Origin of the sequence: Simplicispira lacusdiani (assembly GCF_003604195.1) — a bacterium.
GTDB lineage: Bacteria > Pseudomonadota > Gammaproteobacteria > Burkholderiales > Burkholderiaceae_C > Simplicispira > Simplicispira lacusdiani.
On record NZ_QXGR01000011.1, the window covers coordinates 111,272 to 124,998 of the forward strand.

Here is a 13,727-nt window from a genome sequence, read left to right on the forward strand (position 1 = left end):
ATAGCATCCGCCGCTTTCCGGGCGGGACTCCGGAGCCTTGAACCGGGGTCAGTGGCGCGAGGCCATCCACACCGCGCGGCGCTCCCCCGGGGCCGTGGCGGACGGCCTGGCCGGGGTGGCGCAGCCCCCGCAATCGCTGCACGCGCCGCACGACGGCGCCTTGCCCAGCGCGGGGCGCAGGCGGCCCAGGCGCTTGCGCAGCGCGGCGGGCATCCAGTACCACAGGGCATACAGCCCCGCCAGCGCCACGATGGCGCCCACGATCAGGTCCTGCCACATGGGTCTAGCCTCCTCCCCACGCCAGCGCCAGCCGGTACGTCAGCCAGCTGGCGCCATAGGCCAGGGCGAACAGGTAGGCCGCCATCAGCAGCGCCAGGCGCCATGAATCGGTCTCGCGCCGCACCGTGGCCAGGGTGGAGAGGCACTGCGGCGCGAACACGAACCACACCAGCAGCGACAGCGCCGTGGCCAGCGACCACTGCTGCGCGATCAGCGGGCCGAGCTGCGCCGCCACGTCGTCGCCCGAGGCCGAGAGGGCATACACCGTGCCCAGCGCGCCCACCACCACCTCGCGCGCGGCCATGCCGGGCACCAGGGCAATGGAGATCTGCCAGTTGAAGCCCAGTGGCGCGAACACATGCTCCAGCAGCCGGCCCAGTTGCCCGGCCCAGCTGTACTGGATGGCGGCCCCGGTGGCGCCCTCGGGCGGCGCCGGGAAGGTGGAGAGGCACCACAGCAGCACCGTCAGCGCCAGGATGATGCCGCCCACGCGCTTGAGGAAGATGGCGGCGCGCTCGTACAGCCCCAGCGCCAGGTTGCGCGGGCTGGGCACGCGGTAGGGAGGCAGCTCCATGAGCAGCGGCGTGGGCCGGGCCTTGCCGCGCCAAAGCTTGAGCACGGCGGCCACGGCCATGGCGCCCAGGATGCCGCCCAGGTAGAGCGCGAACATCACCAGCCCCTGCAGGTTGAACCAGCCCGCCACGGTGCGCTCGGGGATGAAGGCGGCGATCAGGAGCGCATACACCGGCAGGCGCGCCGAGCAGGTCATGAGCGGCGCGATCATGATGGTGACCAGCCGCTCGCGCCAGTGCGTGATGGTGCGCGTGGCCATGATGCCGGGAATGGCGCAGGCGAAGCTGGAGAGCAGCGGGATGAACGAGCGCCCCGACAGCCCCACCGTGCCCATGAGCCGGTCAAGCAGGAAGGCCGCGCGCGGCAGGTAGCCCGAGTCCTCCAGCGCGAGGATGAAGAAAAACAGGATCAGGATCTGCGGCAGGAACACCAGCACGCCGCCCGTGCCGGCGACGATGCCGTCCACCAGCAGGCTGCGCAGCACGCCATCGGGCAGGCGCGCCTGCAGCCACTGGCCCAGCACATCGACCGCACCGGTGATGGCGTCCATGGGCGCCGCCGCCCAGCTGAACACGGCCTGGAACATCAGGAACATGGTGCCGGCCAGCAGCAGCGTGCCCCACAGCGGATGCAGCACGACGCGGTCGAGCGCCTCGTCCACCTGCGGCAGGCCCTCGGGCTCGCGCACCGCCAGGCGCAGGATGCGCCGGGCCTCCTGCTGCGTGCGCAGCACCTGCTCCACGCCCTGCGGCTCCCAGGGGCGGGCCTGCGCGGCAGCGGCGGGGCGCCAGCCGTCCAGCCACTGCAGCAGCTCCTGCGCGCCGCCCTTGCGGATACCCACGGTTTCCACCACGGGCATGCCCAGTTCGCGCGCCAGCAGATCGCGGTCGATGGCGATGCCCGCGCGGCGCGCGGCGTCGCTCATGTTCAGCGCCAGCACCATGGGCAGGCCCATGGCCTGGGTTTCGAGCACCATGCGCAGGCCCAGCTGCAGGTTGGTGGCATCGACCACGCACACCAGCAGGTCGGGCGCGGCCTCGCCCGCGCGCTGGCCGGTGATGACATCGCGCGTCACGGCCTCGTCGGCGCTCAGGGCATTGAGGCTGTAGGCGCCGGGCAGATCGAGCACGCGCACCTGCCGCCCCGAGGGCGTGGTGAGCAGGCCCTCCTTGCGCTCCACCGTCACGCCCGCGTAGTTGGCCACCTTCTGGCGGCTGCCGGTGAGCAGGTTGAACAGCGCCGTCTTGCCGCTGTTGGGGTGGCCGAGCAGTGCCAGCCGCAGGCTCGCGGCGGCAGCGCTCATGCCGCGCCCCCTGGCGGCGTGGTGCTGATGCGCACCAGCGCGGCCTCGCGGCGGCGCAGCGCGAAGGTGCTGCGCCCCACGCGCACGGCCAGCGGGTCGCCCCCCGGGAAGGCCCGCGCCACCACGCGCACGCGCTCGCCGGGCAGGAAGCCGATTTCCAGCAGGCGCAGCAACAGATCGCCATCTTGCGCTGCGGCCTCCATGCCCAGCCCCTGGACCCAGGCGTCCGTGCGCAGGGGCAGATCCGCCAGCCCGGTGCCCGGAGCCTGGGTTGCGGGCCGCGCATCCGCGTCCATTGCGAAGACAGCTTCCATGACCATGCAAATAAAAACAATTCTTATTTGTCATTGTAGCCGCGCATGCGGCGGCACGGCAAGCGCGCAGGGTACAGCTTCTTGCGATGGATCAAGGCCTCCCGCGCCCCCACGGCGCCCCGGCCGGCGGTACATTCGCGGTCATGAAAGCGCTCTGGGATATTTCGCCCGCCGTGCATACGGGCTCCCCGGTCTTCCCCGGGGACACGCCGTTCCAGCAGCACTGGGACACCACCATCGGCCCGGCCAGCATGGTGAACCTGAGCACCCTCACCTTTTCGCCCCACATCGGCGCCCACGCCGACGCACCGCTGCACTACGATCCCCACGGTGCCGCCATCGGCGCGCTGGCGCTCGAACCCTTTCTGGGACCGTGCCGCGTGGTCCATGCCATCGACCCCGGCCCGCTGGTCGAGTGGCCGCATATCGCCCACGCCATCGACGCACGCCTGCCCGCCCGCGTGCTGGTGCGCACCCGCCGGCACGCCGCCGTGGCGCACTGGGACGCACAACTCACCGGCTATGCCCCGCTCACCCTGGAGCGCCTGGCCGACCACGGCGTGCTGCTGGTGGGCATCGACAGCGCCAGCGTCGACCCCGCCGACAGCCGGCAACTGCCCAGCCACCAGGTGCTGCGCCGGCGCCAGTTGCGCGTGCTGGAGAACCTGGTGCTCGACGCGGTGCCCGAGGGCGACTACGAACTCATCGCCCTGCCGCTCCGGCTCTCCACCGCCGACGCCTCGCCCGTGCGCGCCATCCTGCGCGCCCTCTGAAAATGCACCGAAACGGCCGAAAACACCCACGAATAAAGCGCTAAATGCTACATATTTAATAGCGCACGCCATCCCCCCTGGCGCGGACACATGGGCAGCGGCGCCCCGGCAGGACCGGCGCCCACCAGGCCGACGAACGGCGCGTTTCCCGCATTGAGCGGGGATTCACAGCCCCTCGGAAAAGCACTAGAGTGGTTCCCCAACACAGGCGCCCTCCACGCAGGGGGCGCCCCATCCGCGAACCGACACACGCACAGGGAGGGGCTGAGGACACTGCTTTGCATCCGCGCATGGTTCCCCCTGCCCCCGGGCTCTCCATGCCAGGCCACCACGGCCACCCGCCCAGCCCCCTTCAATCCACAGACAAGGAACTCCACCCCTCCCCTCGAAAGGCATTGCCATGCGCCTCAACCAGCCCGTCACGCAGAACGAATACGCGTTTCCTCCGGAGGAGACACTGGTTTCGGTCACCGACCTCAAGGGGCGCATCACCTACTGCAATCCCGCGTTCATCCACGTCAGCGGCTTCTCCCGCGATGAACTGCTGGGCCAGCCGCACAACATCGTGCGCCACCCCGACATGCCGGCCGAGGCCTTCCGCGATCTGTGGGAAAGCATCCAGTCGGGCCAGCCCTGGACCGGCATCGTCAAGAACCGCCGCAAGAACGGCGACTACTACTGGGTGCAGGCCAATGCCACCCCCATGCTCGACGGCGACCGGATCACCGGCTTCCTGTCGGTGCGCACGCTGCCCAGCCGGGAGCAGGTCCGGGAAGCCAACAGCCTCTATGCCCGCATGCGCCAGGAGGCCGCCGAGGGCCGCTGCGTCCACGCGCTGCGCAGCGGCACGGTCGTGCGCACCGATCTGGCGGGCAAGGCCCTGCGCCTGCTGCGGCCCTCCACGCCCGCCAAGCTGCTGATCACCCAGGCGGCGACCCTCTCCGCCGCCGCCACACCCATTCTGCTGGGCGCCACCTGGCCGGTCTCGGCCCTGGTGGCCGCGGCCTGCATCGCTTCGTCCACCTGGCTGATCCGGCAATGGACCATCGCCCCACTGCACCGCCTGGTCAAGGACGCCAACCGCCTGGCTTCGGGCGATCTGTCGCTGTCGGTGGAAACGGGCGCGACGGGCGTGGTGGGCTACCTCCAGCAGGCCCTCAACCAGGTGAGCGTGAACCTGCGCACCGTGGTGCAGGACGTGCGCCAGGAGGTGCGCAACCTCGACGCCTCGGTCCGCGAGATCGCCTCGGGCAACCAGGACATGTCCTCGCGCACCGAGGCCCAGACCAGCAACCTGCAGCAGACAGCGGCCTCGATGGAAGAGATCCACGGGACGATGCAGCACAGCGCGGCGTCGGCCACCCGTGGGGCCCAGATCGCCCACGACACCTCGGACGTTGCGCGGCGCAGCGACGAATCCGTGCATGCCGTGACGCAGACCATGCACCAGATCGCCGAATCGTCCCAACGCATCCAGGACATCATCCAGCTGATCGAGGGCGTGGCCTTCCAGACCAACATCCTGGCGCTGAACGCGGCCGTCGAGGCCGCCCGGGCGGGAGACCAGGGCCGAGGGTTCGCCGTGGTGGCCTCCGAGGTGCGCTCGCTGGCCCACCGGGCGGCCGAGGCCGCCAAGGACATCAAGCAGCTGATCGCCGAGTCGAGCAGCCGCGTGACCGCGGGCGTCGCCACGGCCGAACAGGCCCGGGAGATCATGCACACGGCGGTGGAGTCGGTCTCGCGCGTGCGCACCGTGCTCGATGAAATCAGCTCGGCCGCGGGCGAACAGAAGACCGGCATCTCGCAGATCAACGAGGCCATCGCCCACCTGGACCTGATCGCCCAGCAGAACGCGGCCATGGTGGAGGAGTTGGCCGCCGCCACCCAGGCGGTCTACGGCCAGGTCCAGGGCGTGAACCAGTCCATGATGCTGTTCCGCCTCTCGCGCGGCGACACCTCGCTGTCCCAGCTCGACGCGGTCGCCCTGCGCCGCGAGGGCAAGCAGGTCGCGCTGCTCAACGCCTGACCCCTCGCACGCCCGGAGCGCGGCGCAAGCTCCCGCATTTCCATGCGCCCGCCGCGCGGATGACAGACAATGCCAGACGGAAGGCATGTTTGCAGCCCCGCGCGCCTTCCCGCCCCAGGCCACGGCGCCTGCCAGTGGCCGCGCGGGATCGACAGGATGGGCGCACCTTGGGATACCGGACACACCATGCGGATCGTTGACCGTCACCTGTGGCGGCGATTCTGGGACATTGCCGTTCCCTACTGGCGCCAGAACGAGAAATGGAAGGCCCGGGGGCTGCTGGTCCTGCTCGTGCTGCTGCTGCTCGGGCAGACCGGTTTCGCGGTGCTGTTCAACGAGCAGACGGGCGAGTTCACCTCGGCCCTGGCCGCGCGCGACAGCGACCGCTTCTGGACGGCCATCCGCTGGTGCCTGGCCCTGGTGGCCGGCGCGGTGCCGATCTATGCGCTGTACTACTTCGTGCGCGACACCCTGGGCAACCATTGGCGCCGCTGGCTCACGAACCGCTTCCTGGCGAGCTACTTCAGGGACCGGAATTTCTACGAGCTCAACACCAGCGCCACGATCGACAACCCGGACCAGCGCATCGCCGAGGACATCAACACCTTCACCCAGCGCGCGCTGTTCTTCCTGCTGATCTTCATCGGGGCCCTGCTGCAGCTGGCCGCCTTCAGCCAGGTGCTGTGGTCGATCTCGCGCGAGCTGGTCTATTTCCTGGTTTTCTATGCGCTGGCGGGCACGCTGCTGACGGTCTATGTCTTCGGCAAGCCGCTGATCGGCCTGAACTTCCGCCAGCTCCAGCGCGAGGCGGACTTCCGTTTCAGCCTGGTGCGCGTGCGCGAGAAGGCCGAGGCCATCGCGCTCTACCGTGGCGAGGCGCAGGAGCTGCGCCAGGTCCGGCAACGCTTTGGCCGCGCCTTCGACAACTTCAGCCAGTTGATCCGCCGTCAGCTGTTCCTGAACCTGTTCCAGTACGCCTACAGCATGCTGACCATCGTGCTGCCCAGCGCACTCATCGCCTCGCGGGTGCTTTCGGGCGAGCTGGAGGTGGGCCGCGCCATCCAGGCGGCGGGCGCCTTCGCCGCCGTGCTCAGCGCGATCTCGGTCATCATCGAGAACTTCGAGGGCCTGAGCCGTTTCGCGGCGGGCATCGACCGCCTGGACACCTTCCTCGGCCTGCTGGCCGGGCCACCGGCCCGCCGCGCGCACGAACAGGACGTGATCGAATCGGTGGAAGACCCCCGGCTGGCCCTGGAGCGGGTCACCCTGCAAACCCCCCGGCGCGAACGCACCCTGGTCCGCGAACTGTCGATCACCGTGCAGCCCGGCGAGGGCCTGATGATCGTGGGCGCCAGCGGCAGCGGAAAAAGCTCGCTGCTGCGCGCCATCGGCGGGCTCTGGTATGCGGGCAGCGGCCGCATCCTGCGCCCGCCAGAGCACGACCTGGTGTTCCTGCCGCAGCAGCCCTACATGTTCTCCGGCTCGCTGCGCGGCCAGTTGCTGTACCCGGACGTGGGCCGGCCGGTATCCGACACGCGGTTGCTGGAGCTGCTGGCCCTCGTCAACCTGCCCGAGCTGGCCCGGCGCTTCGGCGGCCTGGACGCCGAAATGGATTGGGAGAAGGTCCTGTCCATCGGCGAGCAGCAGCGCCTGGCCTTCGCGCGCGTGCTGCGCATCCAGCCGCGCTTCGCCATCCTGGACGAAGCCACCAGCGCCCTGGATGCCGCCAACGAAGGCAACCTGTACCGGCAACTGGCGCACACCAGCACCACCCTGGTGAGCGTGGGGCACCGCCCGACCATCCTGCAGTACCACAAGCGCGTGCTGGAACTGACCGGCGACGGCCAGTGGCGCGTGCATTCCGCCGAGGATTACCGCTTCGGGCAATAGCCCCCGCGCCTGGCGCCCACGGGGCTTGGCAAACCGGCGGCGTCCGGCTAAGGTGCCCATGCGACACCGCACCCGGCCCCGTGCGGCGCGTGGCGGGCATGCATGGCCGAGCCCTGGATAACGCTATGGCGGCCATAGCGGCATTCACGTTGATGGACCGTGGCCTGGCCCGTAGACTGGACCTCGAACCCCCTCGCCAACACGCCAAGGAGCAAGCCATGTCATCGCAAGCCAAGTGCCCATTCTCCGAGAACGCCCGCCGGCACACGGTGGCGGGAGCGCCATCGAACGCGGACTGGTGGCCCCAGCAACTCAAGCTGGGCATCCTGCACCAGCACTCCACGCTCTCCAGCCCCATGGACGAGTCCTTCGACTACGCCAGCGAATTCAAGAGCCTGGATCTGCCGGCCGTGGTCCGGGATCTCCACGCCCTGATGACCGATTCGCAAGCCTGGTGGCCCGCCGACTGGGGCCACTACGGCGGCCTGATGATCCGCATGGCCTGGCACGCCGCGGGCACCTACCGCATCCATGACGGACGGGGCGGCGCGGGCACCGGCAACCAGCGGTTCGCGCCGCTCAACAGCTGGCCGGACAACGGCAACCTCGACAAGGCACGGCGCCTGCTGTGGCCCATCAAGCAGAAATACGGCCGCAAGCTCTCCTGGGCCGACCTGATGATCCTCGCGGGCAACGTGGCCCTGGAATCCATGGGCTTCAAGACCTTCGGTTTCGCCGGCGGCCGCCCCGACATCTGGGAGCCCGAGGAAGACATCTACTGGGGTTCCGAGAACACCTGGCTGGGCGACAAGCGCTACGCCGGCGACCGCGAGCTGGAGAACCCGCTCGCCGCCGTGCAGATGGGCCTGATCTACGTGAACCCCGAGGGCCCCAATGGCAACCCCGACCCCGTGGCCTCGGGCCGCGACGTGCGCGAGACCTTCGCGCGCATGGCCATGAACGACGAGGAAACCGTGGCCCTGGTGGCTGGCGGCCACACCTTCGGCAAGGCCCACGGCGCGGGCGACCCCAAGCTCGTGGGCCCCGAGCCCGAGGGCGCGCCCATCGAGGCGCAAGGCCTGGGCTGGATCAACGCCTTCGGCACCGGCAAGGGCGCGCACACCACCACCAGCGGCATCGAGGGCGCCTGGAAGCCCCACCCCACGACCTGGGACAACGGCTATTTCGACATGCTGTTCGGTTACGAATGGGAGCTGACCAAGAGCCCCGCGGGCGCCCACCAGTGGGTGGCCAAGAACGTCAAGCCCGAGCACATGATTCCCGACGCGCACGAGCCCGGCAAGGCGCACCCGCCGATGATGACCACGGCCGACCTGTCGCTGCGCTTCGATCCGGCCTACGAGAAGATCGCGCGCCGCTTCCACCAGAACCCGCAGGAATTCGCCGATGCCTTCGCGCGCGCCTGGTTCAAGCTCACCCACCGCGACATGGGTCCGCGCGCCCGCTACCTCGGCCCGCTGGTTCCCCAGGAAGAGCTGATCTGGCAGGACCCGATTCCTGCCGTCAATCACCCGCTGGTCGATGAACAGGACATCGCGGACCTCAAGGCCCGGGTGCTCGCCTCGGGCCTGTCCATCGCCCAGCTCGTGACGACCGCCTGGGCCTCGGCCTCGACCTTCCGGGGCAGCGACAAGCGCGGCGGCGCCAACGGCGCGCGCATCCGCCTGGCGCCGCAAAAGGACTGGGAAGCCAACCAGCCGGCCGAGCTGGCACGGGTGCTTGCCCGGCTCGAAACCCTTCGCGGCGAGTTCAACGCGGGTGGCAAGACCATTTCGCTGGCCGACCTGATCGTGCTGGGCGGCTGCGCGGCCGTCGAGGCCGCCGCGCGCCAGGCGGGCCATGACGTGACCGTGCCCTTCGCCCCGGGACGCATGGACGCCACGCAGGAGCAGACCGACATCGACTCGTTCGCGGTGCTCGAACCCCGGGCCGACGGCTTCCGCAACTACGCCCGCCCGGGGCTTGGCGACGCCGCGGCCGAACTGCTCGTGGACAAGGCGCAGCTGCTGACGCTGACGGCGCCGGAGATGACCGTGCTGATCGGCGGCCTGCGCGTCCTGGGCGCCAACACCGGCCAGTCCACGCACGGCGTGTTCACCCGGCGCCCCGGCACGCTGACCAACGACTTCTTCGTGAACCTGCTCGACATGGGCACCGCATGGCAGCGCTCCGCCACGGCCGAGGGCGTGCTGGAAGGGCGCGACCGGGCCACGGGCGCGCTCCGCTGGACCGGCACCGTCGCGGACCTGGTCTTCGGCTCGAACTCGCAACTGCGGGCGCTCGCCGAGGTCTATGCATCGGGCGACGCACAGGCGAAGTTCGTGCATGACTTCGTGGCGGCCTGGAACAAGGTGATGAACCTGGACCGCTTCGACCTCGCTCTTTGAGCCGCCGGGGCGGGAGCCCGCGACGCCCGCGCGGGCTCCCACGTCCCTCTCCACGGCGCGCGGCCGCCACAGTGCCCGGGGCGACAGCCATGTGCCCGCGCCGCGTGTACGCTCCTGCTTGACACGCGGCGGTTCACGCCGCGCACCGACAGGAGACACCGTGCCGGCGCCGCCCACGACACCTTCCCCCTTGCCTGCCGCGCCGGTCCCGGCGCTCGCGCCCCGTGCCGCCTGGGCCATGCTGCTGGTGCTCATCACCGGCTTCGGGCTGAGCCAGGCCTTCCGCACCATCACCGCCATCATCGCCACGGGACTGCGGCAGGATTTCGGGCTGACGGCACAGGCGCTCGGACTGTTCGCCGGGGCCTTCGCCTTCTCGTTCGGCACCATGCAGCTGTTCATGGGCGTGGGCATCGACCTGTACGGCGTGCGGCGCACGCTGCTCACGGCATTTCCACTGGCCATCATGGGCGCGCTGCTGTCGGCGCTGGCGCCGGGCTACGGCACGGTGCTGCTGGGGCAGATGCTGATCGGCGTGGGCTGCGCGCCCGCCTTCCTGGTGTGCACCGTGTTCATCGCGCGCTACTTTCCGCCGCGCGATTTCGCGGCGGTGTCGGGCGCGGCGCTGGGCCTGGGCGGGCTGGGCATGCTGTTTACGGGCACGCCACTGGCCTGGGTGGTGCAGCAGTCGTCCTGGCGCATGGCCTTCGCCGTGCTGGCGGGGCTGGCGGCCCTGGCCTGGCTGCTGATCTTCTGGAAGGTGCATGAGCCGCCCCAGCCCGCGCACGCCGCGCCGCGCGAGTCGCTGGGCACGGCGGTGCGCGGCTTCGGCGCGCTGTTCCTGGTGCCGCACACGGCCGGCATCATGCTGCTGGCGCTGGTGACCTATGCCTCCTTCCTCACGCTGCGCGGGCTGTGGCTCGGGCCGCTGCTGATCGAGCGGCACGGCTATTCGCTGGTGCAGAGCGGCAACGTGGCACTGCTCGTCTCACTGGTGTCGCTGTTCACGCCGGCGCTGTTCGGCCGGCTCGACCCCGGCCCCACGCGCCGCCGGCGCTGGCTCATGGGCTTTTCGCTGGTTCTGGCCGGGCTGTTCCTGCTGCTGGCGCTGCTGCGCCACCCCTGGGTGGACGTGGGCGGCGCCATCGCCGTGGGCGTGCTGTCGGGCTACATGGTGCTGCAGTACGCCGACGTGCGCAGCGCCTACCCGGCCGCGCTGACCGGGCGCGCCATGGCGGTGTTCACCATGGCGCTGTTCCTCGGCGTGGCGCTGATGCAATGGGTGACGGGCCTGGCCGCCTCGGCGGCCACGGCGCGCGGCGCCGACCCGTTCGTCGCCGTGCTGCTGACCATCGCCGGCATGCTGGTGGCCGGCGTGCTGGCGTTCAGGTGGCTGCCGGCGCCAGCCCGCTGAAACGCCCGCGCGGCTCGCCATCCACGCGCCACCACTGCAATACGCCGAACAACAGTTCGACCACCGTGAAGCCCAGCACCACGGCGCTGGCGCCCTGCGCCACGGCATAGACCTGCCAGGTGGCGAACAGGAAGCGCGCCACGCCATCGAGCCGCCCCAGCAGCACCGTGGGTGCCACGATGCGCGCGATGGACCACACCACGATCACCGAGCCCAGCAGATTGGCCAGCAGCATGTGCGTGGGCTCCAGCGGGTGCATCACGCCGGGCAAGCCCAGCACCTCGGCAAGCAAGCCGAGCTGGGCGTAAACCCAGGCGAACGTCCAGGGCAGCGCGAAAGGCCAGGTGACGAGCAGGTCGTACCAGCCGCTGATGCGCACGATGCGCAGGTAGCGCGGGGTGGAGAAGGCGGAAAAGGCCATGGCAAAAAATCCGGAGTGAAGGGAGCCCCGAGCTTCCACCCTGAAGTACGCTTCAGGGTCAAGCGGTTTTTTGTGGAAAAGGAGCACCCCATGCTGATCGGAGAACTGGCCGCCACGTCGGGCCTGAGCCGCGAGGCGCTGCGCTTTTACGAGCAGCAGGGGCTGATCCGCGCCAGGCGCCTGGGCAACGGCTACCGCGACTACCCGGCCGAGACGGTGGCGCTGGTGCAGTACATCCGCACGGCCCAGCAGCTCGGCTTTACGTTGGCCGAGATCGGCGACCGCCTGCCCGGCATCTGGGACGCCCAGGACCCCGGCCCCGCGCTGGCCCAGGTGTTGGCCGTGAAGCTGCAGGAGATCGACACGCGCATCGCCGCGCTGCAGGCACTGCGCCAGACGCTGGCCGAGCGCGTGGCGGCGGACTGCCCTCTCCAATCCGGCAGGATTTCATAAAAAAATGGCTGCAGCGCTTACCCATCAAGCGCCATTAGCTATGCTATTGATAGCAAGTCACAACGCGCTGGCGCTCGAACCATCGCCCCGGTACAGCCAGGGCACGTCGAGCAGACGCTCGCCCAGCAAGCGCAGCGCCGCATCGCGCCCCCAGCGCACGGGGCCGGTGGCGTGGAAGATGCGCCCATTGCGCAGCGAGCGCGCCTGCACGCGCGCGTTGCGCTCCCAGCGGTTCAGCGCATAACGGCGCAGGCGCAGCGCCACATCCAGGTCGTGCATGGACAGCGCGCGCTGCAGCGCCGCGGCGTCCTCGATGGCCATGCCCGCGCCCTGGGCCAGGTAGGGTGGCATGGGGTGGGCGGCGTCGCCCAGCAGCGCCACAAGGCCCTGCGCCATCTGCGCGGCCTCGGCCACGGGGTTGCGGATGTTGAGCGGCCACAGGCGCCAGCCGCTGCCGGCATCCGCCACGCCGCGCACCACATCCTGCAGCCCGGTACAGGTGCCCGCCAGCGCGGCTTCCAGGTCGGCCGCGTTGGCGGCGTGGTCCCAGTTCTCCATGTCCTGCGGCGCGGGCCCGTGCACGATCACCACCAGGTTCTGCAGCTCGCCCCGGCGCACCGGGTAATGCACCACGTGCAGGCGTGGCCCCAGCCAGGCCGTGACGTGCGTGGCGCGCAGCCGTGCAGGCAGCGCGGCCTGCGGCACGAGCGCGCGGTAGGCCAGATGGCCGCTGTGGCGCGGCGCGCCATCGGCGAGCAGCTGCTGGCGCGTGCGGCTCCACAGGCCGTCGGCGCCCACCAGGGCGTCGCCCTCCACGTCCTTCTGGGCGCTGGTGCGCACCTGCACGGCGCCGTCCGCCTCGGCATGGCGCTCGATGGCGCAGCCCAGGTTGATCTGCACGCCGGGGTGGCCCTGCAGGGCTTCGAGGAGCAGGCCGTGCAGGTCCGCGCGGTGGATGGTGGCGTAGGCCGCGCCATAGCGCTCGACCACGGTGGCTCCCAGCGGCAGCGTGGCCAGGGTGCCGCCATGGCATGCGCTGCGCACCTGCAGCTGCCCGGGGAAGGCCGCCACGGCCTGCAGGGGCTGCTGCAGGCCCCAGGCCTGCAGGCGCCGCACCACGTTCGGGCCCAGCTGCACACCCGCTCCGACCTCGGAAAACCGCGCCGCGCGCTCGTACAGCCGCACATCCCAGCCCGCGCGCGACGCGCCCAGCGCGGCCGCCAGCCCTCCGATGCCGCCTCCGGCCACCAACACCTGCTTTTTCATGCCGGTGATTGTGCCCGCACGCAGCTTAGAAAACGTCCTGGAAATGCGGCGATGGCTCGCTGCGGTGTTCCAGCTCGAACACATCGGCGGGCACGGGCCGCCCGAACAGGTACCCCTGGAACTGCTCGCACCCATGCAGCCGCAGGAACCCCAGCTGCCCCGCCGTCTCCACCCCCTCGGCCACCACGTCCAGGTCCAGGCTCTGCGCCAGCGCCAGGATGGTGCGCACGATGGCCGCGTCGTTCGGGTCGCTCAGCACGTCGCGCACGAAGCCCCGGTCGATCTTCACCTGGTCCAGCGGCAGGCGCTTGAGGTAGCCCAGGCTCGAATACCCCGTGCCGAAGTCGTCCAACGCAAAGCCCACGCCTTCGCGCTTGAGCTGCACCATGCGCGCGATGGTGTCTTCGATGTCGCCCAGCAGCAGGCTTTCCGTCAGTTCGAGTTTCAGGCGCCGGGGGTTGGCTCCGGTCTCGCGCAGGGTCTGCAGCACTTCGGCGATGAAGCCGCTTTGGCGGAATTGCCGCGCGCTGACGTTCACCGCCATGCTCAGGTGCGCGGTTTCTTTCTTGCCGGACCAGCGCACGAGCTGTTCGCAGGCGGTGCGCAG

12 protein-coding genes are annotated in these 13,727 nt (G+C 70.3%); 6 read left to right on the top strand and 6 right to left on the bottom strand.

The features are described 5' to 3' along the window. Positions 1 to 48: 48 nt before the first annotated feature. Genes D8S75_RS14920 through D8S75_RS14930 form a run of 3 tightly spaced genes read right to left on the bottom strand, consistent with a single transcriptional unit; the run spans position 49 to position 2,469 of the window. The gene (locus D8S75_RS14920) at positions 49 to 279 is read right to left on the bottom strand and encodes a hypothetical protein (RefSeq protein ID WP_119967142.1); all 231 of its coding nucleotides are present in this window, start codon (positions 277 to 279) and stop codon (positions 49 to 51) included. Between the two features lie 4 nt (positions 280 to 283). Continuing rightward, positions 284 to 2,155 (bottom strand): ferrous iron transport protein B, encoded by a 1,872-nt coding sequence (gene feoB / locus D8S75_RS14925; protein WP_119967143.1) that lies wholly within the window; start codon positions 2,153 to 2,155, stop codon positions 284 to 286. Then, positions 2,152 to 2,469: a FeoA family protein gene (locus D8S75_RS14930; RefSeq protein ID WP_232829060.1), complete on the bottom strand. Its 318-nt coding sequence runs from the start codon at positions 2,467 to 2,469 to the stop codon at positions 2,152 to 2,154. The genes feoB and D8S75_RS14930 overlap by 4 nt, the downstream gene beginning before the upstream one ends. 143 nt (positions 2,470 to 2,612) lie before the next feature. Here D8S75_RS14930 and kynB point away from each other — a divergent pair, with 143 nt between their 5' ends. From kynB to D8S75_RS14955, 5 genes are all read left to right on the top strand, one after another. Further along, entirely contained in the window at positions 2,613 to 3,242 is a 630-nt protein-coding gene (gene kynB / locus D8S75_RS14935; RefSeq protein WP_119967145.1) for an arylformamidase, read from the top strand. 400 nt (positions 3,243 to 3,642) lie between these two features. Next, entirely contained in the window at positions 3,643 to 5,268 is a 1,626-nt protein-coding gene (locus tag D8S75_RS14940) for a methyl-accepting chemotaxis protein (RefSeq protein ID WP_119967146.1), read from the top strand. 186 nt (positions 5,269 to 5,454) lie between these two features. Beyond that, entirely contained in the window at positions 5,455 to 7,158 is a 1,704-nt protein-coding gene (locus tag D8S75_RS14945; RefSeq protein WP_119967147.1) for an ABC transporter ATP-binding protein/permease, read from the top strand. A 218-nt stretch (positions 7,159 to 7,376) separates the two neighbouring features. After that, the gene (gene katG / locus D8S75_RS14950) at positions 7,377 to 9,566 is read left to right on the top strand and encodes a catalase/peroxidase HPI (RefSeq protein WP_119967148.1); all 2,190 of its coding nucleotides are present in this window, start codon (positions 7,377 to 7,379) and stop codon (positions 9,564 to 9,566) included. A 238-nt stretch (positions 9,567 to 9,804) separates the two neighbouring features. Next, the gene (locus D8S75_RS14955) at positions 9,805 to 10,980 is read left to right on the top strand and encodes an MFS transporter (protein ID WP_119967161.1); all 1,176 of its coding nucleotides are present in this window, start codon (positions 9,805 to 9,807) and stop codon (positions 10,978 to 10,980) included. Here D8S75_RS14955 and D8S75_RS14960 read toward each other — a convergent pair. Then, positions 10,952 to 11,401, bottom strand: a complete 450-nt coding sequence (locus D8S75_RS14960; RefSeq protein WP_119967149.1) for a hypothetical protein — start codon at positions 11,399 to 11,401, stop codon at positions 10,952 to 10,954. The two genes, D8S75_RS14955 and D8S75_RS14960, sit on opposite strands and share 29 nt — an antisense overlap. Before the next feature lie 90 nt (positions 11,402 to 11,491). Between D8S75_RS14960 and D8S75_RS14965 the strand changes: the two genes are divergently transcribed. Continuing rightward, positions 11,492 to 11,854, top strand: coding sequence for a MerR family transcriptional regulator (locus tag D8S75_RS14965; protein WP_119967150.1), 363 nt, complete (start codon positions 11,492 to 11,494; stop codon positions 11,852 to 11,854). A 57-nt stretch (positions 11,855 to 11,911) separates the two neighbouring features. Here D8S75_RS14965 and D8S75_RS14970 read toward each other — a convergent pair whose 3' ends face one another. Beyond that, on the bottom strand, positions 11,912 to 13,120 hold the full coding sequence (locus D8S75_RS14970) for an FAD-dependent monooxygenase (protein WP_119967151.1): 1,209 nt from the start codon (positions 13,118 to 13,120) through the stop codon (positions 11,912 to 11,914). A gap of 25 nt (positions 13,121 to 13,145) precedes the next feature. Further along, on the bottom strand, positions 13,146 to 13,727 hold a 582-nt coding region (locus D8S75_RS14975), incomplete at its 5' end, for an EAL domain-containing protein (RefSeq protein WP_157982662.1).

Bases quoted from the DNA above. Each gene is read 5' to 3' on its own strand.
- D8S75_RS14920 (WP_119967142.1), bottom strand. From the start codon at position 279: ATGTGGCAGGACCTGATCGTGGGCGCCATCGTGGCGCTGGCGGGGCTG.
- feoB (WP_119967143.1), bottom strand. From the start codon at position 2,155: ATGAGCGCTGCCGCCGCGAGCCTGCGGCTGGCACTGCTCGGCCACCCC.
- D8S75_RS14930 (WP_232829060.1), bottom strand. From the start codon at position 2,469: ATGGAAGCTGTCTTCGCAATGGACGCGGATGCGCGGCCCGCAACCCAG.
- kynB (WP_119967145.1), top strand. From the start codon at position 2,613: ATGAAAGCGCTCTGGGATATTTCGCCCGCCGTGCATACGGGCTCCCCG.
- D8S75_RS14940 (WP_119967146.1), top strand. From the start codon at position 3,643: ATGCGCCTCAACCAGCCCGTCACGCAGAACGAATACGCGTTTCCTCCG.
- D8S75_RS14945 (WP_119967147.1), top strand. From the start codon at position 5,455: ATGCGGATCGTTGACCGTCACCTGTGGCGGCGATTCTGGGACATTGCC.
- katG (WP_119967148.1), top strand. From the start codon at position 7,377: ATGTCATCGCAAGCCAAGTGCCCATTCTCCGAGAACGCCCGCCGGCAC.
- D8S75_RS14955 (WP_119967161.1), top strand. From the start codon at position 9,805: ATGCTGCTGGTGCTCATCACCGGCTTCGGGCTGAGCCAGGCCTTCCGC.
- D8S75_RS14960 (WP_119967149.1), bottom strand. From the start codon at position 11,401: ATGGCCTTTTCCGCCTTCTCCACCCCGCGCTACCTGCGCATCGTGCGC.
- D8S75_RS14965 (WP_119967150.1), top strand. From the start codon at position 11,492: ATGCTGATCGGAGAACTGGCCGCCACGTCGGGCCTGAGCCGCGAGGCG.
- D8S75_RS14970 (WP_119967151.1), bottom strand. From the start codon at position 13,120: ATGAAAAAGCAGGTGTTGGTGGCCGGAGGCGGCATCGGAGGGCTGGCG.